Annotated in this window: 16 protein-coding genes; 3 read left to right on the forward strand and 13 right to left on the reverse strand. The window is 38.1% G+C overall.

The features are described 5' to 3' along the window. Positions 1–12 precede the first annotated feature (12 nt). From PKC55_RS02420 to PKC55_RS02430, 3 genes are read right to left on the reverse strand one after another with little or no spacing between them, the layout of a single operon-like run. A complete protein-coding gene (locus PKC55_RS02420; RefSeq protein WP_291128967.1) occupies positions 13–492 on the reverse strand; it encodes an STN domain-containing protein in 480 nt (159 codons plus the stop codon). A gap of 23 nt (positions 493–515) precedes the next feature. After that, positions 516–1,436 carry a FecR domain-containing protein gene (locus PKC55_RS02425; protein ID WP_291128964.1) on the reverse strand — a complete coding sequence of 307 codons (921 nt, stop codon included), beginning with the start codon at positions 1,434–1,436 and terminating at the stop codon, positions 516–518. Next, complete coding sequence (locus PKC55_RS02430) at positions 1,430–2,005, reverse strand: RNA polymerase sigma-70 factor (protein WP_291128962.1); 576 nt, start codon at positions 2,003–2,005, stop codon at positions 1,430–1,432. Before PKC55_RS02430 ends, PKC55_RS02425 begins: the two co-directional genes overlap by 7 nt. A gap of 303 nt (positions 2,006–2,308) precedes the next feature. Between PKC55_RS02430 and PKC55_RS02435 the strand changes: the two genes are divergently transcribed. Then, complete coding sequence (locus tag PKC55_RS02435; protein WP_006842951.1) at positions 2,309–3,511, forward strand: pyridoxal phosphate-dependent aminotransferase; 1,203 nt, start codon at positions 2,309–2,311, stop codon at positions 3,509–3,511. Then, on the forward strand, positions 3,508–4,089 hold the full coding sequence (locus PKC55_RS02440) for a non-canonical purine NTP diphosphatase (protein ID WP_291128959.1): 582 nt from the start codon (positions 3,508–3,510) through the stop codon (positions 4,087–4,089). The genes PKC55_RS02435 and PKC55_RS02440 overlap by 4 nt, the downstream gene beginning before the upstream one ends. 129 nt (positions 4,090–4,218) lie before the next feature. Here PKC55_RS02440 and PKC55_RS02445 read toward each other — a convergent pair whose 3' ends face one another. The 9 genes from PKC55_RS02445 to ruvA all read right to left on the reverse strand — a co-directional run bounded on the left by PKC55_RS02445 (position 4,219) and on the right by ruvA (position 20,564). Continuing rightward, positions 4,219–6,063, reverse strand: a complete 1,845-nt coding sequence (locus tag PKC55_RS02445; protein WP_291128956.1) for a membrane dipeptidase — start codon at positions 6,061–6,063, stop codon at positions 4,219–4,221. A gap of 10 nt (positions 6,064–6,073) precedes the next feature. Then, on the reverse strand, positions 6,074–6,865 hold the full coding sequence (locus PKC55_RS02450) for a DNA alkylation repair protein (RefSeq protein WP_291128954.1): 792 nt from the start codon (positions 6,863–6,865) through the stop codon (positions 6,074–6,076). Positions 6,866–7,278: 413 nt separating this feature from the next. Continuing rightward, positions 7,279–7,833: a hypothetical protein gene (locus PKC55_RS02455; protein ID WP_135105115.1), complete on the reverse strand. Its 555-nt coding sequence runs from the start codon at positions 7,831–7,833 to the stop codon at positions 7,279–7,281. Positions 7,834–7,869: 36 nt separating this feature from the next. Continuing rightward, positions 7,870–8,823 carry a dTDP-4-dehydrorhamnose reductase gene (gene rfbD / locus PKC55_RS02460; RefSeq protein ID WP_291128531.1) on the reverse strand — a complete coding sequence of 318 codons (954 nt, stop codon included), beginning with the start codon at positions 8,821–8,823 and terminating at the stop codon, positions 7,870–7,872. A gap of 14 nt (positions 8,824–8,837) precedes the next feature. Next, positions 8,838–9,737: an ACP S-malonyltransferase gene (gene fabD / locus PKC55_RS02465; RefSeq protein ID WP_291128529.1), complete on the reverse strand. Its 900-nt coding sequence runs from the start codon at positions 9,735–9,737 to the stop codon at positions 8,838–8,840. Between the two features lie 264 nt (positions 9,738–10,001). Next, entirely contained in the window at positions 10,002–10,715 is a 714-nt protein-coding gene (rprY, locus tag PKC55_RS02470; protein ID WP_006842944.1) for a response regulator transcription factor RprY, read from the reverse strand. A gap of 31 nt (positions 10,716–10,746) precedes the next feature. Continuing rightward, entirely contained in the window at positions 10,747–12,318 is a 1,572-nt protein-coding gene (locus tag PKC55_RS02475) for a sensor histidine kinase (protein WP_252638951.1), read from the reverse strand. A gap of 171 nt (positions 12,319–12,489) precedes the next feature. Beyond that, positions 12,490–19,950, reverse strand: coding sequence for a T9SS outer membrane translocon Sov/SprA (sov, locus tag PKC55_RS02480; RefSeq protein WP_324371704.1), 7,461 nt, complete (start codon positions 19,948–19,950; stop codon positions 12,490–12,492). 32 nt (positions 19,951–19,982) lie between these two features. Then, positions 19,983–20,564 (reverse strand): Holliday junction branch migration protein RuvA, encoded by a 582-nt coding sequence (gene ruvA / locus PKC55_RS02485; protein ID WP_291124329.1) that lies wholly within the window; start codon positions 20,562–20,564, stop codon positions 19,983–19,985. 469 nt (positions 20,565–21,033) lie between these two features. On the opposite strand from ruvA, the gene PKC55_RS02490 reads away from it, so the two are divergent. Beyond that, positions 21,034–23,085, forward strand: coding sequence for a M3 family metallopeptidase (locus PKC55_RS02490; protein ID WP_374043268.1), 2,052 nt, complete (start codon positions 21,034–21,036; stop codon positions 23,083–23,085). A 239-nt stretch (positions 23,086–23,324) separates the two neighbouring features. On the opposite strand, the gene PKC55_RS02495 is transcribed toward PKC55_RS02490, so the two are convergent. Further along, positions 23,325–24,431 (reverse strand): phage tail-like protein, encoded by a 1,107-nt coding sequence (locus tag PKC55_RS02495; protein ID WP_291124325.1) that lies wholly within the window; start codon positions 24,429–24,431, stop codon positions 23,325–23,327. Between the last annotated feature and the right edge of the window lie 61 nt (positions 24,432–24,492).

Genomic DNA, 24,492 nt, shown 5'->3' on the forward strand with positions numbered 1-24,492 from the left:
CTGCGATTCTTTTTAACATAATGGTCTCATTTTTTTGTTGTTTATAGTTAAAGGAAGCCCTTTCTCTATCCGCTCATCAGCGATTTTGTTATTTCCTATACTACTAAGACCACTATGCGGGGTGTTTCCACTACTCCTATCTATAATATTTTTATCGTCTTCTGTAATTGGTTCATAGTTAGCGATTCCCTTAGGGGTTGCTTTGGCTGATGTTATTATTACATATTTACCTTTTATAATATAAAAAAAATATTTGTCGTGCAGCAATATGTATACTGCCTCGGTTACCTCTTTGTTGACAATATTGATAGAAATCTTCTTATGCGTATCCACAACCTTAGGGTTGTACGAAAATTCGACCCCCGTTTGTTGGGTTATAAGTTTCATCACTACCCCTATTCTCTCATTCTGCAATTTTATGTTTACCATTTTCTGAGAGTGCAAGCTAGCAGTGATAAGGATAAATAATGATATAAATATTATTTTCTTCATTCGACTTTAATTATGATCTTCGCCTATTCGATTGTATAGCCATCGCCTATGTGGTCTACTTTCAGGTTTAATGTAATAGCTACTACATCCAGTATGGTAGACAAATCTTCTTTTGTGAATGTTACTGTAATAGGAAGATCTTGGACGCTTTTATCTTTTAGCTCTATCTGTTGTCCGTAGAATGTATTTAGTTGGTTGATAACTTCGCTTAGAGTTGTCCCTTTGAACTGGAAATTACCTCTCATTGTTTCCTTATAGAATTTTTTGTTTTTAGATAAGTAATATCCGCTTTGACTCATCTTAAGATTTATGCCGATGTTGCTGTCCGAATAAAACAAGACTTCGCCTTCGGTAACACTCACATAAACAGAGTCGGGAGTATTTGCTTCAACTGTAAACTTAGTACCGATATCTTTCACATATATATTCCCTGCTTTCACAATTTTGCTTTCTGCTTTTTTCGAATTCATTTCAAAGGAAGCTTTACCTTTTAGATAGATTGTATCTCTTGTGCCATTTTTACTAAAGGAGACTTCACCTTCTATCAAGTTTATTCTTGTGCTGTCAGCAAAAGAATACAACCCTTTCTCAGTAATGGTAGTAATCGGATTGTCTTGCTTTCTGTTGAAGATGAAAAATAGTATCGCTACAGCAGCAGCTGCACCTATTATCCAAGCTAGAGGCTTTCTTTTGTTCCTTTTGTGAGATACCGTCTTTAGAGAGGTTTTATTTATATGTTCCTCTAGTATTTCAATCGCTTTTTGTACATCGAAGGGAGGGTATTCGCCCGTTCCCATATTTTGATAAAGCGAAGTGAGCTCAAAGAAATAGTCTTCGTGCTCTTGCGACTCGGCAAGCCACTTCTCCAAGCGTATTCTATCTTGAGGAGTTAATTCTCCTGCAAAATATCGTGCTAATAATCTGTCTGTGTCATTCGTTACCATAGCTCAATCAGTTTTATTAAGTAATATAACACTACGACCGAAATAAATTCTTTCAGGTTTTCTCTCAAGAGCTTCAGTGCTTTAGCTATTTGATTTTCTACAGTGTTTGGAGAGATTGCCAGTTCTTGAGCAATCTCCTTATAGCTCATCATTTCGAATCGGCTAAGTTCAAATACCTCTCTGCATCGGGGTGGTAATTGTGCTATCGCCATAGTGATTTTATAATTCAGTTCTTTTTCTACAATGCTTTCATATACTTCGTTATGCTCAACCGGTTCTTCTAAGGCTATTTGTTGATTATGCTTCTGTTGCACCTTCATCTGTTTAATTCGGTTCAGACAGATATTATGCACAGCCATATACAGATAAGACTTTATTGATACGGTTATACTCGTATTGAGGCGGTCGTCCCATAGTTTAAAAAATACTTTCTGAACGGCATCTTCTGCCTCGAACTGATCTTTGAGAATACTATAAGCGTATTTACATAAAGGTTCATACCACCTTTTGAACAGGGCTTCGTGAGTTTCTTTATCTGTTAACCTCACTGTCTCTTGAATAAGCTCCACTTTTTTACATTGCTTTTGATAGGGTCGTTTCGAGTCAATTCTACTTCCCTATATGATATATGACAATTTTGTCTGGGTCTTCCACTATGTGAAAAGCAAATATATTTCTTTTTCTGATAAATACCGGCCTTTTTGTTGTTTGAATAGAATAAGATTATTAACATTGTTTGATATTCAATGCATAACGTTGTATATATCTAACTCACAGAACCAAAAATCTATTTTTGCATTCCGGGTATAAGTTTTCCTATAATTCGTATATTTGTGCTTCATTGTAAAATTGTATAAATAATATATTCGATTATGCCAAGTATCTCGCAACGAGGAATAGATATGCCAAATTCGCCAATCAGAAAATTGGCTCCCTTATCAGACTCTGCAAAGGCTAGAGGTCTAAAAGTTTACCATCTGAATATCGGTCAACCCGATCTACCGACACCGGAAGAAGCTCTCGAAGCGATTCGGAATATAGACCGCACGATCTTAGAATATAGTCCCAGCGATGGCTACCGTTCTTATCGTGAAAAGTTGATAGGATATTATGCAAAATATAATATTAATGTATCTCCCGATGATATCATTATTACCACAGGCGGCTCAGAAGCCGTATTGTTCGCTTTCTTGGCTTGTCTCGATCCCGGAGATGAAATCATAGTTCCCGAACCCGCTTATGCCAACTACATGGCGTTCGCAGCATCGGCAGGAGCAGTTATCCGTACTGTGTCTTCTACCATTGATGAGGGGTTTGCACTACCTCCTGTAGAGAAATTCGAAGAGCTTATTAATGAGCGGACTAAAGGTATCCTTATTTGTAACCCGAATAATCCGACAGGCTACCTGTATTCTCGTACAGAAATGAACCAGATAAAACATTTGGTGCAAAAATATGATCTCTATCTGTTTTCAGACGAAGTGTATCGTGACTTTATATATACCAATTCACCTTATGTTTCGGCATGTCACCTTGTTGGAATTGAGGAGAATGTCGTACTGATCGACTCTGTGTCGAAACGGTATAGCGAATGCGGTATCCGCATCGGTGCTTTGATTACCAAGAACAAGGAGCTTCGCAAAACTGTAATGAAGTTGTGTCAAGCTCGTCTTAGTCCGCCTCTTATCGGTCAGATAGCAGCGGAAGCCTCTCTGGATGCTTCTTTGGAATATATACGCGACATATACGAAGAGTATGTAGAGAGACGGAAGTTCTTAATCGATAGGCTAAACCGTATTCCGGGAGTATATTCACCTATACCTATGGGCGCATTCTATACCGTTGCCCGATTGCCGGTAGAAGATTCTGACGATTTTTGCGCATGGTGTTTGTCCGATTTCGAATACGAAGGACAAACTATATTTATGGCTCCTGCTTCCGGCTTTTACACTACACCGGGACTTGGTAAAAATGAAGTACGTATTGCTTATGTACTTAATAAAGAAGATTTAGCGAAGGCGCTTACTGTATTAGAAAAAGCTTTAGAGGCCTATAATTCAAAAGATAAGAAATGAGAAGAAAATTAGTTTTTGCTACCAACAACAGTCATAAGCTCGAAGAAGTAAAAGCAGTTGTTGGAAGCAGTTTTGATATACTCAGCCTAAAAGATATCGGCTGCCATGAAGATATTGAAGAACCGGGAGAGACATTGCAGGAAAATGCTCTGATAAAAGTCCGCTACGTAAAAGATAAATACGGCTATGACTGCTTCGGAGATGATACCGGACTGGAAGTAGAAGCCTTGAACGGTGCTCCGGGAGTATATTCTGCCCGTTATGCGGGAGGGGATCATGATTCGAAGGCAAATATGAAAAAGCTGCTCAAAGAGCTTGATGGTACTACTAACAGGAAAGCGCAGTTCAGAACTGTGATCGCATTGATATTGGATGGCAAAGAATATCTATTCGAGGGAAAGGTGAAGGGTAGTATTATCACCGAAGAAAGGGGAGACGCGGGGTTTGGTTATGATCCTGTTTTTCAACCTGATGGATACGATCAAACATTTGCCCAATTAGGGTCAGAAGTGAAGAATAACGTAAGTCACAGAGCATTAGCTACAAAGGCTTTGTGTGAGTTCTTGAAAAATATTTGAACAATTAGATACTAAGTAGAACTGGCTGAAAGGAAGTAAATAACTTACTCTTCTTTGTCATCCTGAACGAAGCGAAACTTCTCGTGTTTAAAAGATAAAATCCTTTCAGGCAGTTCTATTTATTGCAATTTACTTTTTTGCTTCTTTTTGAACGGTAGCCATAACTCTAAGGAAATTTCCTCCCCATATTTTAGCGATATCTTCATCCGAGTAACCTTTCTCTAAAAGCTTCATCGTAATATTAATCATATCATTGCTGCCATTGCAGCCAATAAGCCCGCCACCGCCGTCAAAGTCGGAAGCAATGCCTACATGATCTATTCCGGCGACCTTTACGGCATAATCGATATGCTCTATAGCATCAGACAGGGATGCTTTTTTCCGATCTTTATTCACAAAGAGATCTACCAAACATATTTGCACAACTCCTCCGTTCTTGGCTAAAGCTTGCATTTGCTTGTCTGTAAGGTTTCGGTCATGGTAGCATAGTGCTTGTACTGACGAATGAGAAGCGATAATAGGTTGAGTAGAGAGTTTGATAACATCCCAAAAAGTCTTTTCACTCGCATGCGATATGTCAATCATGACTCCCTGTCTGTTCATTTCTTTTATTACTTCTTTGCCAAAGGGGCTTAACCCGTTCCATTCACGTGTAGTATCACTCGATGTATCACATATATCATTGTCTTTGGTATGGCAAAGCGTAATATAATTTACCCCCATTTTCTTGAATCGGGCAATATTGTCAATATCTTTCCCTATTCCATAACCATTTTCTATTCCTATGAAAATGGCTTTCTTACCTGCGTTTTTTATTCTAGCAAGATCATCTGGCGTATAAGCTATTTCGCAGATATCGTTATTTTTCTCTACCTGTGAATGGATACCCTTTATCAATCCGTCTATTTTGTCGACGGCAGCCTGCGATGAAACTTTATCCCGTTTTCCTTGAGCCGTATATGCAGCAAAGAAAATAGCATCTAGCATGCCTTCTTCCATCTTCGAAATATTCACCTGATTGTTTTCTCTTTTTCCGATATCGAATCCTGCTTTTTTGAATTCTAAAGGAGTGTCGCAATGGGTATCAATAGAAAATATATGTTTATGCAGATCTTTTGCCTTTCGGAAAGTTTCGGCTTCAGAAACTATGAATTTAAAGAATTTCAGCATCGTAGTATCTCCCCCGGCCACATGTCCTTCGGGATGCCATTGTACACCGATTATTCTTCTGTCGGGATAGGCTTCTATTGCCTCCACGATGCCATCCTGTGCTGTTGCTGCCAATTTGAATCCGGGAGCCACATCTTTTACACCCTGATGATGGAAGCTGTTGACAAATACTTCTGTTTTTCCAAGTATCTTACTCAATTGAGATTCTTCTGCAATAGAGACTTTATGTGTTCCAATTTCCTTAGGCTCACTTTGCCTGTGTTTTACGCTTTTATTCTGATGCTGTGTGGGAATGTCTTGATAGAGTGTTCCTCCAAAAGCAACATTGATCGCCTGCTCTCCTCTACATATCCCCAATACCGGGATGTTGCGGTCTGTCGCCAACTTTAAAAGTACTAAATCATAGATGTCACGGATAGAATCTATGTCATTCATATCCGGGATCACCTGTTCTTTATAGTATAGTGGGTTGAAATCTTCACCGCCGGTCATTACTAATCCGTCAAGATCCTTTACAATATCTCTCAGTACTGTTCCTTTTGTCATCACAGGGATAATAAGAGGTTGTCCTCCGGCCTTGAGAATAGCTTCTATATATGTTCCGGGCACGCTCGATCCTCCGTTGCTTGTGCGGCTTGCAGAGATTCCGATCAATGGTTGCTGTTTTGCTCTCAGATCAACAAAGTGCGAGTCTGTATATTCATACAATTTTTGCAAATCGGGGACTATCGACTCTTGTCCTTTCAGCGAAAGGATATTCAGAAACAATAATATAATGAGTATATTATATGTAGTTCTTTTCATTGTTAATCTCTTATTTTTTATTAATCGTTCTAAGTGCCTTCTTGATTATATATTTCGTCTCCTTGGTCGGATTATTGCTTTCCCATTTATTTGTAACTTCAATTACAAAATCGGGACGGGTTTTACTTGCGTCATTCAACCAATTGCCTACACTATCTTGTACATACTTTTCAGAGTCCGACTTTAGTGCTTCTAAAATTGGCAAAGCAATTTCGGGCTGTTGCTTAAGTTTTTCGATATGTTTGCTCCATACCCCATTCGGACGTATAGCTTCTGATGCAAATCTGCGAATGTTATAATCTTTGTCCTTAGTCCATGCTAACAATATCGGTATAGCATTTTCTATATTGCGATCCATATCTTCACGAACCGCCATCCATGCAATCTCTCTTACCCCAAAATTACCATCGGCGGCAAAACCTTTGATTGCTTCCAATTTATCCGCAAAAGATATTGATTTATCTAAGCCTATCATATAGGCAGCCCAACAGCGTACATTATCGGATATGTGACTTTTAAGTTCTTTCAACAGCGTCTTATCTGTTTCTTGAAGCGTTTCTCTCAAAAGCGTTTCCCCGATTCTGCGTATCGTTTGCATTGTACTCGCTTTTTCCAACACTTCAAGGTCTGATAAACAAGCCGTCGCATATTTCTCCGGCAAAACGTTTTTCAAAAGCTCTTTTTGGTCAACAGCCAGCCACTCTGTCAGATTAACAGACTCTATCGTACCCAGATTCAGTTGTTGCAATACTTCGGCTGGTATATCTTTTAAGGATTTTGCTCCTTTTCTCTTAACTTCCATATATAAAACAAATTAAACAGAAAAAGTAACAAAAGTAACACTTTTAAGTATATTATTTGTTGTCACCTTTTTCTTTATTCAATAATACTAAGAGCCTGTTTAAATTTTCCACGAATTTTCTTCGTTCATTTTTAGTCTCTTTTGTCCGATTTATCATTTTATTCAACTCCAATACCCGCTATTATCGTTTCTCAAAAGAATAAATCATCCTGAAAATAGCTCTAAATATTGGAACGAGCAAAATTTAATCAGGCTCTAACAATCCTTAATATAAGACAATTTAATAATTAGAAAATACAAGGTTCTGATATCTATAGTCAAATCTCAGAGCTTAATGTTATTGCCTATAAATAAAAACAGAGGTTCTCTTTGTACGAAAACCTCTGTTGATTTATTCTTTAATATTGGATATGCTAATTTGCTATAAATTTAAACTCAGGAGTAATTTGATATTTCACAAAAGCAGTATCTGATTTTTCCACTTGGTCATCATCGTTGTCGCTATAGGTGAAATTTATAGTCTGAACAATAATCTCTTTACTATTTATCTTTGATGATACTTCGCTGTAATACTCTACCATATCTTCGTAAGCGACAAGCAAATTATCTTGCAGGTTTCCGCTTTTGTCGTAGCTTAACAAATATTCGGTTATTTCACCATCTGTTATCACTAGGACGGTTAATATTTTGCCATTCTCATTCGCCAGTAAAATACGCCCCATCGATAAATCTTCGGCACTGTAACCTTCTAAACCTTTAACGTTGAACAACTGTAAATCGGTATACTCTTTTTCGGTCAGTCTGGCGATATCCGTCAGATCCATGCTATCGGCCTTATTGCTCAACTGGGTTTCTGAAAGCTCAACATTTAATGTATCCAACTGAGCTTGCTTATTTTCAGATTGTTTATTCTGACAGGATACGATTGTGACCAAAAATATAAAACTGAAAAGATAAATCTTTTTCATTTTAGTAGCTAGAATGTGATTGTAAATTAACTAAGTTCAAATAGATAACAATTCTTTGATGCAATTGTTTAAACTTTCTTCCCATTTAGGGATAGTAAGGTTGAATGTAGATTTTATCTTGGTTTTGTCCAGTACACTATATTTAGGCCTTGTGGCTTTTACCGGATATTGTTCGGTCGTTATAGGGTTCACTTTGCATGTATTGATACCCGCTTCTTTGTGGATTGCTAATGTGAAATCGTACCAGGTAGTATCCCCCTCATTGGAGTAATGGTATATACCGGGTTTAAATCCGTTTGCTTCACTGAAATCAAGTATTTTTACAATTGTTTTGGCCAGATCTGTTCCATTGGTAGGTGTTCCTCTCTGGTCGGCTACAACGTTTAGTGTTTCGCGCTCTTTGCCTAGTTTTATCATTGTCTTCACAAAGTTGTTCCCAAAAATGGAATACAACCATGCTGTTCGTATGATAATACTATCAGCACAAGCTTTCAATAATTCAGCTTCGCCTTCTTGCTTCGATTTACCATATACAGACTGAGGATTTACCGTATCAGTCTCAACATAAGGTTTGTTTGCTGTTCCATCATACACATAGTCTGTGGATATATGTATAACTTTAGCATTGTTGTTTGTTGCTGCCAGCCCTAAATTGGCAACAGCATCACGGTTGATTTTATAACATAAATCTACATCATCCTCTGCTTTGTCCACAGCTGTATAAGCTGCACAGTTGATAATATACTTTATATTATTTTCTTTTATAAAGGAATCTACAGCCTTAAGATCAGTGATGTCTAACTCTGCTACATCTGTAAAGAAGAAACGGAAGTTGTTTTCATGATTAGCCGATATTCGTCTTATCTCATTTCCCAACTGTCCGTTAGATCCTGTAACAAGAATATTTTTCTGAACGAGTTCGAACAGAAAAATATTCTTCGCTGTTTCATCTTGATCGTCGGCTTGTTTATTTCCTGAAAAAAAAGCCATTTTGATTTATTTTTTTAAATGCAGCTAACCAATTGTTGCTTGCCTGTTGCAGATACCTGTGGTGCTATTTTCTTTACAAGACCTTGTAAAACATTACCCGGTCCAAGTTCCACAAATTCAACAGCTCCGTCTGCAACTATATGTTCAACAGATTGAGTCCATTTTACAGGTGCTGTTAATTGTGCGATCAAATTGTCCTTTATAACGGCAGGATCTGTTTCTCCTACTGTAGACACATTCTGATATACAGGACATGTAGGAACTGTGATAATTGTATTGTTTATAGCTTCCGACAATTTTACTTTTGCAGGCTCCATCAATGGAGAGTGGAATGCTCCTCCTACTTTCAGCTTAAGAGCTCTTTTTGCTCCGGCAGCAAGTAACAATTCGCATGCAGCATCAATACCTGCATTAGAACCTGATATTACCACCTGTCCGGGACAGTTATAATTAGCCGGTACAACTACTTCGTTCTTGATAGATGCACATATTTCTTCTACTTTAGCGTCTGGCAATCCTAACACTGCTGCCATTGTAGAAGGATTCATTTCGCATGCTTCCTGCATAGCAAGAGCACGTTTATAAACAAGATTTAAACCATCTTCGAAAGACATGGCGCCGGCAGCAACCAAAGCAGAGAACTCTCCTAAAGAGTGACCCGCAACCATATCTGGCTTAAATTCATCGCCAATTGTTTTAGCCAATATTACCGAATGGAGGAAAATAGCCGGTTGAGTAACTTTAGTCTGACGGAGATCTTCGTCAGTACCGTTAAACATTAAATCTGTTATGCGGAAACCTAAAATCTCATTCGCTTTTTCGAACATTTCTTTAGCAACAGGAGATGTTTCGTAAAGGTCTTTACCCATTCCTACAAACTGAGCTCCTTGCCCTGGGAATACAAATGCTTTCATTTTCAATATTTATAATTTATATAAGCAATTCAATTCAGGGTGCAAAATTAGTAAAAAAATGAAATATAAGACACTGATAATGCACAAATAAAAAAAGTATGAGTTAAAAAGACATACTTTACTTCTTAATTCACTTATCAATACTATTATTTTGGATTGGTGTAGAAAATGCTTTTGCTGCCTCTTGCAAAGGTTATAGAATTACTAAAAAAGAAAGGCTAATGATCATATCTATCATTAGCCTCTCATATATAATTGCATTTATTACTCTGCGCTTTCTTCTTCGTTTACCGGAGCTATCAGTTTGTAACCTTTACCGTGTATATTGATGATCTCAATACTTGGGTCAGGTTTCAATAGCTTACGCAATTTAGTGATGTAAACATCCATGCTACGAGCGTTGAAGTAGTTATCGTCCACCCAAATTTGCTTTAGGGCATGATTTCTTTCCAGAATGTCGTTAGCATGAGCACACAATAGAGCAAGAAGTTCTGCTTCTTTTGTTGTAAGTTTAGTACTTTCTCCATTGATCGTCAAAATTTGTTTTTGAGTATCAAAGTTCATATTACCAAACTGATAAAGCTGTTGTTCTTTACTTCTTTTACCTTTCACACGACGGAAGATTGCTTCGATACGAAGAACAAGTTCCTCCATGCTGAACGGTTTCGTGATATAATCGTCTGCTCCGGCTTTGAATCCTTCCAGAATATCATCTTTCATATTTTTGGCTGTCAAGAATATGATAGGTATTTCTGTATTGATTGCTCTGATCTCTTTCACAAGAGTGATACCGTCTTTTTTAGGCATCATAACATCCAATATACACAAATCATACTTTTCTTTAACAAAGCCTTTGTATCCAACCTCACCATCGGTGTAGAGGTCTGTGTCGTACCCTTTGGCCTGAAGATATTCTCTTAGCAACATACCAAGATTTTCATCATCTTCACATAAAAACAGTTTCAATTTTTCTTCCATAACTTACTTATTTACAGTTTATTTTGCTTAACTAACTTTTACTCTTCATTATAGGCAGGCAAATTATAAATTTGGTGCCCTTCCCCAGCTCACTCTCGGCTTTTATTGTTCCTTTATGATCCTCTATTATTTTTTTTACGTATGCAAGTCCTAGTCCAAAACCTTTGACATCATGTCTGTTACCTGTTGATACCCGATAAAACCGTTCGAATATTTTCTTTACATATTCCTTTTTTATTCCGATACCATTGTCCTCTACAGCGATGTACAATTTATTATTGCTGTTCCACGTTCGAATCATCAGTTGCAAAGGAACATCTTCTTTTCTGTACTTCACGGCGTTATCGAGCAAATTGAACAACACATTTGTAATGTGCATCTTGTCTGCTTCGATAGCCGATTCGGTAGCTTCTAGATCGATATCGAGATTTCCTCCAAATTTTTCAACTTTGATCTGAAATGTGTTTGCAACCCCTACTACAATGTCATTGGCATCCAGTTCCTTGAGTTTTAGTGTAGCTCTTTGTTTTTCGAATAGCGACATCTGAAGAACTTTTTCTACCTGAAAACTCAATCGTTCCGTTTCGTCGTTTATTACCCCGGATATATGTTTAAATACCTCGGGTGATTTTGTAATAGCCCCGTCTTTTAACATCTGGGCGGCTAAAGATATAGTCGATACCGGTGTTTTCAATTCGTGGGTCATATTGTTCATAAAGTCATTCTTCATTTCCGATAAACGCTTTTGTCGGAATGTAATGTATATTATTATTATAAATGTAACCAACAAGATAAAAGTAAATATTATGGCCGGATACAAGAATGATACCTCGCTTGATAGATAGTGTCCTTTATCGGGAAAGTAAACTTTCAGATAGGTGACTTTATTTGGCGGATCATTCGGAAATAGTACTTGTTGATATGCATATTTCTTGTCTCTATCCAGAAAACGAGGTTGCCTATAAACCGGCTTATCATTTTTATCTACAACTTCGTACTGGAAAAGTAACTCTATATTATTGTTTTTTAATTCATTCTTTATCTTAGTCTCCAGATCTTTAAAGTTTATTCTTTCTTCTATAGGCACATCACTTGCCGATTTGAATATCCTGTTCAAGACATCATTCATGATATCTTTTTCATATAGGTATCTCTTTATCTGCTCTTCCTGTAGGTCGAAGAATGTTTTTGAGATCGCATTAGTGCCGCTTTTAGGCGACTGGAATACCTGTTTAGGCGGTGTTGTTTGTACCGTAGTCACATTGTGTTCCATATAAATGACTGTACCGTCGGGTGCTGTCATCTTTGTTCTTTGCTGCTGTGTAACAGTTTCTTCCTGTGGCTGATTTCTTAATGCCATAGAGCGATTGTAAGCCGCTGCATCCTTCTTCTGTGTTTCAATGAACGCTTCATCCAGATATTTTTTTGTTTGATCGAGTTCCAAATTTCTTGAAATTTGAGCCAAACTACGGTTTACCGCTTCATTAAACTGATCGCTCCTCAATCTTATTGATTCGCGTAAATAGGTTATTTGTAAATACAACAGACCAAAGAATGCTACAGCCATTATTGCTGCGAGTATCCAAATTGTCGATTTTTTCATTTTCTCTTAATATCCTCAGTCTTCTCTAGTCAATTAAATAATGCGATAATTATCAAACATTAACCTTTTGCACTGAACAACTATTTAACAATTGAGAGTAAGATATTGTTTAACATTTGAGGAAATAAACTTATATGATTTTTTTTTCTTATGCAAACTTATCAATATTTTTTATTGTACAAGTGTAAATTTTAAACTTATTCCAAAATTACTGTTGGTTGTTGGATAAGATGAAGCTGAAATCAACGGTTTATTTAAAATCCTGTCATAGAATGCTCTTAGGGTGAGTGCACGGCTCAAAGTATAGTCGGCTGATATCTTTAATGTAAAAACTGTAACCCCACTGGTAGCTTGGGTAAAATATTCCTCTATTTTTCTCAACAAGGCTTCTGATGATTTATAAGATACCTCTGTTTTTATATTCAGGTCATTATTAAAATTCTTAGGCGTTCTGGATGTTAATCCTATCACCCTATTAAATTCATTGATACGGTAACCGAATCCCAAAACAAATTCTTTTTCGAGATATTCGATGATCTGATAAGACGACATGTTCAGCGTAAGTGTACGCCCACTATTGTACTGAGCGTTGATATTCATGTTGTTATTGAGTATCCCTTCGGCTCCTATCAGGGGTCTGAACAATTCTGTAATACCTACTGATGATATATTGTATGGAGATGATGGGATAGGGTTACCTCCGAGTACATCACGTATGTACCCCAAGTCATCGCCTCCGCCTATGGCTTGTTGCCAGCCAGAGAAAGAGCTGTAACTTCCTACCTGATAAAAACAGCTGTAGGAATGACTCAACCTCAACGATCTGAACTTAGATTTAATAAGAGGTATATTGTTTAATCCATCGTAGGTTATGTTCCAATTCGGGAGGATAGACCATATAGATGGGAATGCCGACATGGAGATATTATTTACATCACGCCCTGTATAAGCTGCTATAAAAGCAGGAATAAGTACGTCTCCCGAGTTTGGGTTGACCGTTGCGGCATTTCCGCTTGCCAAACCATCGGGTAAGGTTACATTATTGTACTGTTTTTGTAGCCTGTCTTTGATTATTTCCTTATAAGCTAAGAATTTGTCGAATGTATCGGATTGATAGTCATTTTTTGAGTTGCTGCCTCTAAGAGTTGTTTTTAGAGCAATAGTAGTCATAGAGAAGTTTCCGCCCAGTGTGCGTGGCATCCCTTTCGACATATATTGAATTTCAGTTCTCTTATTATTTTCGTAATTGGCATTAAGCTCTATTTTGAGATTCTTGATAGGTTCTATCTGAGCCCTTAGTTCCAACTTTTCGGCACTGTTATATACAGCAGGCGATATATTCATAGTGTCCATCACCAACCAATCTCTACTCAACGATTTGTTGATGAACTTTTCTCCTCCTTCGAGACCGAATGCAAAACCCAGACCCGGAACAAGCCCGTACTCATTTGTATCTTTCTGTCCAAACATATCTCCAATAGTTGGGATAAATCCCGAAAGATGTGTTTCTCTTCGTTTCGAGTAATTAATATTCAGAGTACGTAATGACATTAAGCCTCTGGCGGAATAGTCTATTATATCAGTAAGTAGCTGCGAGCTATTCGGGTCGTTGATCTTACTCTCGACGCTGATCAGGATATTTGCAGAATCTTTATTCGTTATTAATATTGTATTTGTATCTGTCTTTTTGAATTTTACAGAATACGGTTTACCGTCTATCTTTGCTGATACCTGTATATTTTTTGTATTCAGTCCGTGCCTTAGGGTGTATGTTGTATCCTTTCGCAATGTAATATCCTGAGTAAAGCGCCTTCTTTCAGGCTGTCTCTTTTCTTGCTGTCTTTGAGTTGGAGACTGTCTTCTCCTCGAATCGAATCGATCGTTTACTTTTTTGAGGAATCCCCATTTATTGTATAGAGAAACCATGTCGATGCGATTGGTAAAGTCTAGGGTTACATTATTGCTTATCGTATTTCCTACCTCTATTCCTTCTACTTGTGCTCCCCGATCCCATTGATACCCGCTTGTGTAGCTGGCATTGGATGTCAGCCAGTCGGTAGCCGGAATGTTCTTGAATGGCAATTGATAAGTTACTCTGGCTATCTGGCGATAGGATAGAGGACTGCCTAAGTTTCTGATACTGTGCATGACAGAATCTTTCCAGATCTCATAGTCGTTCCTGTTCAGTTTCTTGTTTACTTGTAGGTATGGTTCTTCTATTTCGGCTCTGGTCCCCGATTGGAATGAGAATTTTAGATTTTTTGTAAAATCCCAATTGATATTAAAATCTCTGTCCCATAAGAAAGACTGACTCCACGACAAGAACTCATTATTATTGCTTCCGCCCAATGAGTAACTTTCTATGTCACGTAAGAGCGTCTCGCTATAATAACGGGTAATCCTTGAGTTGAGGGCAATATTACTTGGCAGGTAGTTGAACCCGAGCGATTTGGCATATTTAGCCGCGCCGGATTTACTTTTTGTATTCTTGAAAGGCTCCCACGTTTTTACTATCGGGCTATAATTATATCCAAAAGTCAGGTTGTAATTTTTAGTAACATCGTAGACTGTACTTGGATTTTTAATTTCAGTCTGATTAAATGAATATCCGATATTGAAATTTGCCGGGTCGTAAGGCATTGGCGTCTTACTTTGTATATTCACTTTTATATTGTTGAGGCTTATACTCTTTGTGGTAGACTTTTCTTGAGCAAGACTTTTTATCGAGTCTTTTTCTGCTTTAGTTTCTACCAAGCTGAATGATTCTTTCAGCGTTACATCCTGATCGAACGGATCGTATTTAGGCGTTGTCGTCTGATTCGAGTATGAATAATACAGCGGCAAGCTAACCTTTGCCTTTTCAGGTAAAAACCTTCCCAAATCTATGTTTGCGGCTATGCTGTATGTATGATAGTCGTCTTGTCGTCTTTCCATCAGGCTTTGATCCAGAGCTCCGAATCCAGCTGTCTCCTTCCGTCCCGAAACGCTGATGTTTCCCAGATCCGAAAGAGCAACATTCAGGCTACCCTGAGCCGCCCATCCTCCTTCTTCGTCGAAATCGGTCAGGCGAAGCTCGTTGATCCACACTTCACCCGATTTGGTTAGTCTGGAGTTGTTGCGGACACCGATCATGATTACGTAAACATCAGATAAAGACGGATTACCCATTACACTTACTTTATTGTTTGGTTTATCAGGGTCATACTCATGGTATAGGGTTGTATAAGAAACCGTTGAGCCCGACTTTCTTTTTTCTCTGTTTCTGTTCAGTTTTATATTTTTCAGTAACTCGAGAGGGAAATCAAACATATTATCTTTAGGCCATACCACAGCCCTGTCTCCGTTTCCATAATTGCCTTCGGGTGTTATTGTTAAAGGTATTTCATATTCATAGTAATTGTTCTTGTAGTCTGAACCTAAACGCATAAATACAGATATGTCTCCATTTGCCAACTCAGTTCTATTTATAAGATTTTCGGCATGTGTAAATAATTGTATGCGCTTATAGCGTCTCAGGTCGTAAGATGTATTCTTGTATATGGCTCGTGCATCTTCCGGATCGAGATTTGTCACGCGCATCGATAGCGATTGCTCATTTTCTTTGGTCAATTGTGTTTGGTCAGGATCTAGGGATCTGCTTAGCCCCGGAGGCAATACATAATTTACGGGTTTTCTTTCAGAGTTTTCTTCGATATTTACTGTCGAAATATCAATAGACCCATTTCCCATCTTAGCCCCACTTGTTAAGTCCTGATCGTAAACACGCCAATCACCTCTAACAAGCTGTAAGGTTCCGAATCGCAGCACTGTCTGCTGTTCAAAATCAGTCAGGAACATTCTCATGAAACGGATGCTCTTGAAATCGTTGATATTTCCAATTCGTTTTCCTTGGCGAATTGGAATTTTGAACTGATACCATCTTACCTTTTCTTCTTTTCCGTTTCGGAGCGGGACAGTTACTTCTCGTTCGTCTACAATATAGTTGCGACCGACATTCATGCTGTCCGGCTTCAGTGATACCCGATATTGGTAATACGATTCATTTTCATTCAGCGTGTAATCCTGATCTATATCTTCTACATCGGGAACTCCACGTGCTGCGGTAGAATACCTTTCTCCACTCTGATCTGTCGGTTTCGAATTTCCTTCCGTACCGTTATAGTATTTGTAGCGGTCGAGTATCCCTTTTCGCTCGCGGTCGTAGTCTGAACCACGATAGAAATGATATAAGTCTCTCGAAGGAGTATTGAGTGGAGAGAAAGGATCGTTTGTCATTTCATTTAGCGTGCTTTGAGGTAACTTTGTTCTCAGATTGTCTAAGAAATCCTTATATACGCCGTATGTTTTTTCTTCCTCTTGATTCAATCCATTTAGCCCGACATCCTGTTTTTCGCGGGCAATAGCTCCCAAATTATCATCGAATGCATATACCGTAGATTGGCGCGTAGGTACTTTTCCCCACACAGTTTTTGTATATGCTGTAGGATCATCATTGACAGGTAGTCCGTTTTCGTAAAACTTTTTCCCATCTTTCAAAACATCTTCCGATATTTCTCCCAGATTGAAATAAAGGTCTCCTCCTTTGTGCGAACTTGAAAAATCTTTTACAAATGGATCCATTAGCCAGAATTCAATGTATTCGATATTTGAAGCTTCGAAGTCACGCACATCCATTTTACGTGTAATGCCCGCCCAGCGATCTCGTGGATTTAATAATTTCCCATCCGAATCTATTTTTTCTCCATCCAGATTGTAAGGCCCCCTTTCGTTAGGGTAGTACGATAAGTTTAATGTTGGTATTGTTGCCGATTCTGTTTGTCTGATATCTCGGTTCGGATATATTTCGGTGATACCAATTTCCCTTACATAGTGATCTGATAAAGAGTCACTATTTATATAACTTGGTGTAAGTGACGACCCTTTGCGTGTAAATAACGGATCGATAGTAAACCAAGATAACATGGCTCTGTTTTTTGCATATTGGATACTATCCGAAGGTTTATTCCCTGATATAGTAGGAGGATAAACATATTTAGGTAGTTCCTTCGGTGTTGACGCAAGATTCCATGCATAAGGGCTTTTGAGTTCGATGCGTGATTGCGATGACTCAAAATCATCGAGATAAGAGAATCCACCCGTATCTTTATTTTGGTAATGTCCCGGTATCATGTGCGCAAACTCACCCATAAAACTAATTTGAGAAGGTTGTGTTGCATTCACAAACGGTATCTTGTCAATCAGGTTGGTGAGCCACATCGACTCGGTTTTATATGACGTATTCAATCCCCATAAGGTATTATTGACAGATTCTTCGCCAATAACTGTTTTAGTGGTAAGGGGTTTTTCGTATAGATGCATAATTGTACCGCCGATGTTGAAATTCTTTGAGATATCGTAGCTCAGATTCAGCCCCATCATTGTTTTTCGCTGCATACCTAACGATCGTTCCTCTAACGAAGCCTGTATATTGGCATCGGAATCTATCAGGTTCTGATTTATGATAGTGACTATACCTGATGTGTAGTCAACTATATAGTCTGTTCCTTCGGTGAGGAGCATACCATTGGCTGTAAGTTTAACTGATCCTTGTGGTATGTTTGTCGACATCAGGTCAATTTCAGCTTTACTGTTCGATGATCCTCTGAATGAACCGTATATCTTGAATTTGTTTTTTTCTGCGATTTGTCTGGCTACGGTCAATGTCGAGTCATATAATTGCTGGTAAACATACTTTTCTGCAATAATAGGACTGCCTATTTTATTCGCCAGATGCTTTCCGAATGGTTCAACCACAGGGAATATAATTCGTCCGTTCTGAGACTGGACGGTATATCCTTCAAGATAGTCGAAAATACCATCGCCTTTTGTTCCGTCTTTTTGGGTGACTTCTTTATTCTGAGAGTTCAATCTGTCTAGGTTCATCACCTTTATCAGAAGTTGATTTTTAATGTTTCCTTCAGGCAGATAGTTTATGTATGTACCTAAAGTGTCTGACTGATAGGCTATGTTTAATCTAAAACGGTCTTGTTGTATATTGCTTGCACCAAGGGAGTAAATGTTTTTCATCATTAAATCCCATGTATATGAGCGTGGAGACAGAGAGATGGGCTTTAATAATTTTACAAACAAAGCACCTGATTTGGGGTTGCTTGATTCATAATTGGCAGATATATCCGTTGATAGTTCTCCCACTTGATACGTAGTTCCATTTACTGTATACTGGTAAGCTACTGCAAGTACTTCGTCGGCTTGCAATGCAGAGTTTAGAGATAAGTACCCTAGTTGTGCGTTGTATGTATATTCCGAAGAACTAAGCATTCGCGCACTTTCTATCTTCTCATAGTCGAGTCCGCTTTCTATATAGCCATTAAACTCGCTGGTTACTTGCGAAATATCCCTAGCCCTGGTGTGAGCTGTGGTCATCGTACCATATAGGTTATTAGCGGCATTGTATGGTGTCTTTACAGAGCCTGTCCCTATCCATTTTGGGTTTTTAATATTGTCACGCTCTGCAATATCGGCAAAGGCAACAATATTTCTCGACTGCATAAAGTCGCTTCTCCTATTCGTAACCCACACTTCTATTTTAGTGATTGATACAGGTGAGTTGATATAAGGGATTTTACTCATTGCATTATCGTAATTATCACGGAAATAGTATCCCAAGAAGAAGTGTCTGTTTTCGTCGTATTGATCAGCCTTAAAAGAGAATTCGGTTGTTTGTATTCCTCCCTTTGTATTCACCGTCTGCGACTGAGACTCCTGTTGAGAGATAACTGTATTTATCCGTAGTTTTCCGAACTGAAGTTCTGCGTTGATCCCGAATAAGGCTGTTCCTCCGTTGATGAGCGAGTTTGTTGTACTCATGCTTACGTTTCCAGCCTCTATCTTCTTTATTATTTCGTCTTCCTTTCCATCGTACCCCAATTTCAGCTTTTTAGAGTCGAAATCAAATAAGGCTTTGGTGTCATAATTCATGCCAAAGTTGATCTTATCACCAACCGAGGCTGTAACGTTCATCTGGATATCTTCTTTGAACTGAAAGGTAGTGTGACTTCGGTTGCGTTCCGAGAGGGTAGGGTTGTCTGTGCTACTTCGTTTAAAGCCCATTGTAGTTTCAACATATCCTTGAGTTCTCACCTTTACTCCACCGGGTCCAAAAAGCCGCTCTGCCGGGCCTAAGTTTAGTTTTATGTCTTTCAGAGAAAACTCATCTTTTTCATCCTTCTTGTCGTATGCTTCTGCATTTTTAGATCTGAAATATCTACTCATGGATTGCTTGAGGGTGTAATCCATATACTCGTCAGAACTTAAAGAAAAAGGAGTGGATATTTCCTGATCTCCGATTTTTGTACGGAAAATATACAGTCCGCTGGCAGGGTCATATTCTACAGACTTCTTTAGGTTGTCGGGGTCTTTGAGGTCTGCCGGAGGATTGACGTTAAGGTCTTTATAAGTTTCTATCTGAGTTTTCTTTACCGGAAAGAGAGGCACAGTATCATTTGTTTCTAGCAAAAAGCTTTCTTTTTGGGCAATATCGATTTCCTTTTTTCCGTAAATACCGGAAAATAAACTGATCGAGCTTACTAAAAGCGTGATAAAAAACAAATATTTTGTAAGTTTCTTCTTCAATCCGACAAGGTAAATATAAATAGAGTGAATGATCAGAGCATTTTTAGTGCCGTCTTTATTATTTGCTCAACAGTACTGTCAGGTTTGTCTTTCAATATTTTGGATACTGCTTTTTGCGAAGCCTGTTGTGGAAAGCCTAACATTACCAGTGCTGCGATGGCTTCTTCTCCGGCCTGACTTGTTTTTGCAAACATCTCTACAGACTCAATTCCACTGACCTTGATTTTATCTTTCAGGTCAACAATTACACGTTGGGCGGTCTTAGTGCCTATACCCTTCACGGTTTTTAGTATATCCGAGTCGCCGGAGGCTATTACGTTTGTTAATTCCTGTACAGTCATCGACGATAGAATCATACGACCCGTGCTTGCTCCTATACCCGAGACACTTATCAATAAGATGAATAGCTCACGTTCTTGTTTTTCGGAGAAACCATATAGCTGGTAAGCGTCTTCTCTTATTGCCTCATATATGTATAATTTGGCACTCTTTTGTCCTGAGATACTGGTATATGTATTTAAGCTTATGTTAATAAAATAACCTATACCATGTGTTTCGAGTGTAGCGGAAGTAGGGGTCAGTTCAGCAATATCCCCTTTTATATAATCTATCATAATCGGTTCGTAAATTTTACTAATTTATAACGTGTAAATATTAAAAAAAGTATATTTCAAGACGATTTAGAGGTTGTTTAACTTTTGTTTTACCGAGTATACGTATAATAAATTAAGGATATTTGCTATCAAATCCAAATTCTTATATCACGCCTCTTTGCGTATGCCATTAAATAATAATCTAAAAATGAAAAATCAAATACTCTATCTTTCTTGTTCGTGTTTGCCATTCAGGCTTCTTATTTAATGGGCAAAGGTAAGATTTTTGTGTTACTTTTTGTACCTTTGTATGTTTCCATTGAATTATTTAATTTAAAACTATAACGATAAATAGAGTCCTAAATCAAGCAAATCATTTATGTATCGGTAAAATTGATAATGGAAGTTAAATAAAGAGATAATTGATAACCTCAAATATTTGAATTATATGAAAAAAAAGTGTTTTTTCGTTTTATTATTAACAATAGCTATGACTACAATTCAAGCTCAAAACCCGTTTTTCTCGGCGTATAAAACGCCTTACGATACACCGCCGTTCAATAAAATCAAGAACGAGCATTACGAACCTGCTATAGAAAAAGGAATAGCAGAGCATCAGGCTGAAATAAACAAGATAGTAATGATCAGGGCCGTTCCTACTTTCGAGAATACAATCGTTCCTTTGGAAGAGTCCGGAAAGTTGCTAAGTAGAGTAACATCTGTGTTCTTTAATCTACTCAGCTCGGAAAGTAATGATGAGATGATGGAAATAGCACAGCGTATTCAACCAAAACTTTCGGAGCATTCCAATTCAATAACATTGAATGAAGGTTTGTTTCAAAAAGTGAAGGCTGTTTATGATAAACGTCTGGAATCGAACCTTACACCCGAGCAAATCCGTTTGGTAGAAAAGACATACCGTGGCTTTGAAAATAGCGGGGCAACACTCGTAGGAAAAGATAGAGATACATATAAAGAGCTTTCTACAAAGCTGAGCCAATTGACTTTAGATTTTGGACAGAATTCTTTGAAAGAAAGTAATAAATTTGAGATGCTTCTGACAGATGAGGCTGATTTGGCAGGATTGCCTCAGATGGTGAAAGATGCTGCGGCAGCTAAAGCAAAGGCTAAAGGAAAAGAAGGGTATATGTTTGACCTTTCTGCGCCTAGCTATATCGCATTTATGAAATATTCTACTCGTCGTGACCTCCGTCAGAAACTATATATGGCATACAATACAAAATGTGTGGCAGGTGGAGAGTTCGACAATCAGGAGAATGTAAAAGAAATAGCTAAAACCAGAATGCAAATAGCGAATCTTTTGGGTTATCCGGATTATGCTACTTATACATTACGTAACAAGATGGCAAAAGATAAGGAGCATGTTTACGGCTTGTTGGATGACTTATTTAGCGCTTATGCACAGGCGGCTCGTGAAGATGTGAAGATGGTAGAAGGCTTTGCCGTAGGAATGGAAGGAAAAGCAATAGACCTGCAACCTTGGGACTGGTCTTTCTATTCAGAAAAACTTAAAGATGCTAAATATAGTGTAAGCGATGAATTGGTACGTCCTTACTTTGAATTGGAAAATGTAAAGAAAGGTGTTTTTGGCCTGGCTACAGATCTGTATGGAATCACATTTAAAAAGAATACTAAAATACAGGTTTATCATCCCGAAGTAGAAGCTTTTGATGTGTTAGACGAAAATGGTAATTTTTTGGCTGTTCTGTATACAGACTTTCATCCACGTGAAGGAAAACGCCAAGGAGCATGGATGTCTGAGTTTAAAGGGCAGTATGTAGAAAAAGGAAAAGACTCTCGTCCGTTTGTTACTATTGTGATGAACTTTACACGTCCAACAGAGACTGAGCCTGCTTTGCTTACTTTCGACGAGGTAGAAACATTCCTTCATGAGTTTGGACATGCCTTGCATGGTATGCTAACTAAATGTACTTACGAAACACTCTCAGGTACAAATGTTTTACATGATTTTGTAGAGCTGCCTTCTCAGATAATGGAAAACTGGTTGACAGAAAAAGAATATCTAGATAAGTTTGCTGTTCATTACAAAACAGGAGAAAAAATACCTGCTGATCTTGTAAAGAAACTTGTAGATGCCGCCAATTATAATGCAGGATATCTATGCTATCGTCAATTATCATTCGGATACCTTGATATGGCATGGCATACTCTAGAGCAACCATATACAGGTGATGTGATCTCATTTGAGCGTAAGGCAATGGACAAAACGGCTTTGTTGCCAGTAGTAGAAGGTACTAATATGTCTACATCATTCAGCCATATATTTGCCGGAGGATATGCTGCCGGATATTATGGTTATAAATGGGCGGAGGTATTGGATGCAGATGCTTTTGCATTGTTCAAACAAACGGGTATTTTCAACAAAGATACAGCTCGTTCGTTCCGTGAAAACATTCTAGAGAAAGGGAATACCGAAGAACCAATGACTTTGTATGTTAAATTCAGAGGGCAAGAACCTACTGTAAATGCATTGCTGGAAAGAAACGGTATAAAGAAATAAAGCCGGAGAAAATATTATAAAAAGAGTCGTCGGGGTTTTCCGATGACTCTTTTTTTATGGAAGGGTTAAATCTTATTGCATCAATAAAAAAGGAGTTGTCATCGAAAGAGACAACTCCAATTATAGACTTAATGTATTACAAACTTTCTGAGTTTTTTATTTAAGTAGTTTTATTTTAACCTTAATGTGTTAATCGATATGCTTTATTCGATATTTTGCTGTTTAATAATGTTTTATGTTTAAAGCTTCCAGTAAATAAGGCTGGTGCGTATAGCACTGGTTGAACTTAGTCCCTGTCTTAATGTCCAGTTCGATAAATCGGGTCTAAGCATACTGATGATAACCTTATCTCCTGCATCAAATGTTCCTCCTAGTGTTACGCTATAACTATAATCTTGTTGGTTAGTTGGTAGCCCTAAAACTACTACGTCGATTTCAGCGGCATCTATAAGGGTAGATTTGTCGTTTTTTTGAAGATATATATAGAATGGTAAACGATTCTGAGAGGTTGTTCCAATTCGGCCGTAAAGTCGTAGTGAGAATGCGTAGCTTCCCGATTCATTTATTGTGATATCGCCGAATGGAAGTTGGTTGGCCTGAGCATGGTCTCCATTTACACTATTATAGGTTGTGCTGATAGTAATATCGCTGGTTAAGTTTTTTAGGTTTATGCCTATCATGCCGTCACCGATTTTTATATTACTACAAGTCTGACCTAAAAAGTCTATAGAAGGTATGGTTGCTGCTGTTGGAGATGATGCTATCGGTGTCCCAAATATTCGGTACATAACTTCTCCTCCTCCGTAGGCGAGTTTACCTCCAATTCGTTCTATCGATAGTCCATTATCTATTGATGTTGCGGCAGTTCCTGAGTATGATCCTCCATTTCCTCCTAAATAAGGTACTTTTAGTATTCCTTCAAAAGGAACATTTGCCGTATAGGTATTAGGTGTCATTTGAGAACTACTGCATATTAAGGATGTGATTTGAGGTTGTATAACCGGACTGTCGTCTATTTTTCTCCATTCTGTCCCTGTCCAGATATGTACTCCAATAACAAAGTCGCCGGTATTTGTTAAATTAAATACTGTCATTCCTACATGTTTCTTCTTTAACTCTGCTTTGTTGTTTGTGTATTCAGTTTGTTCAGAGCTTGTAGAAGTATTCCAATACATAGGGTATAACTCATTTTTGTTTGTAAGTAGTACGCGAGGCAGAACTACACCTTTGTCTGATGTTTGGTTTTGACTTTTGGCCGCAAACTCCTTTAGGTCTAAAATAGAACCTCCCTCCGGTGAGACATTCGAACCTATTGTTACTTGTCCCGTAGCATTACTTGTGATCATAAAGCAAGCAAAGGTCATACATAGGTAAGCGAAACTTTTTGTTTTCCTTGTTCTTGTCTTT

Origin of the sequence: Dysgonomonas sp. (assembly GCF_035323175.1) — a bacterium.
Classification (GTDB): domain Bacteria; phylum Bacteroidota; class Bacteroidia; order Bacteroidales; family Dysgonomonadaceae; genus Dysgonomonas.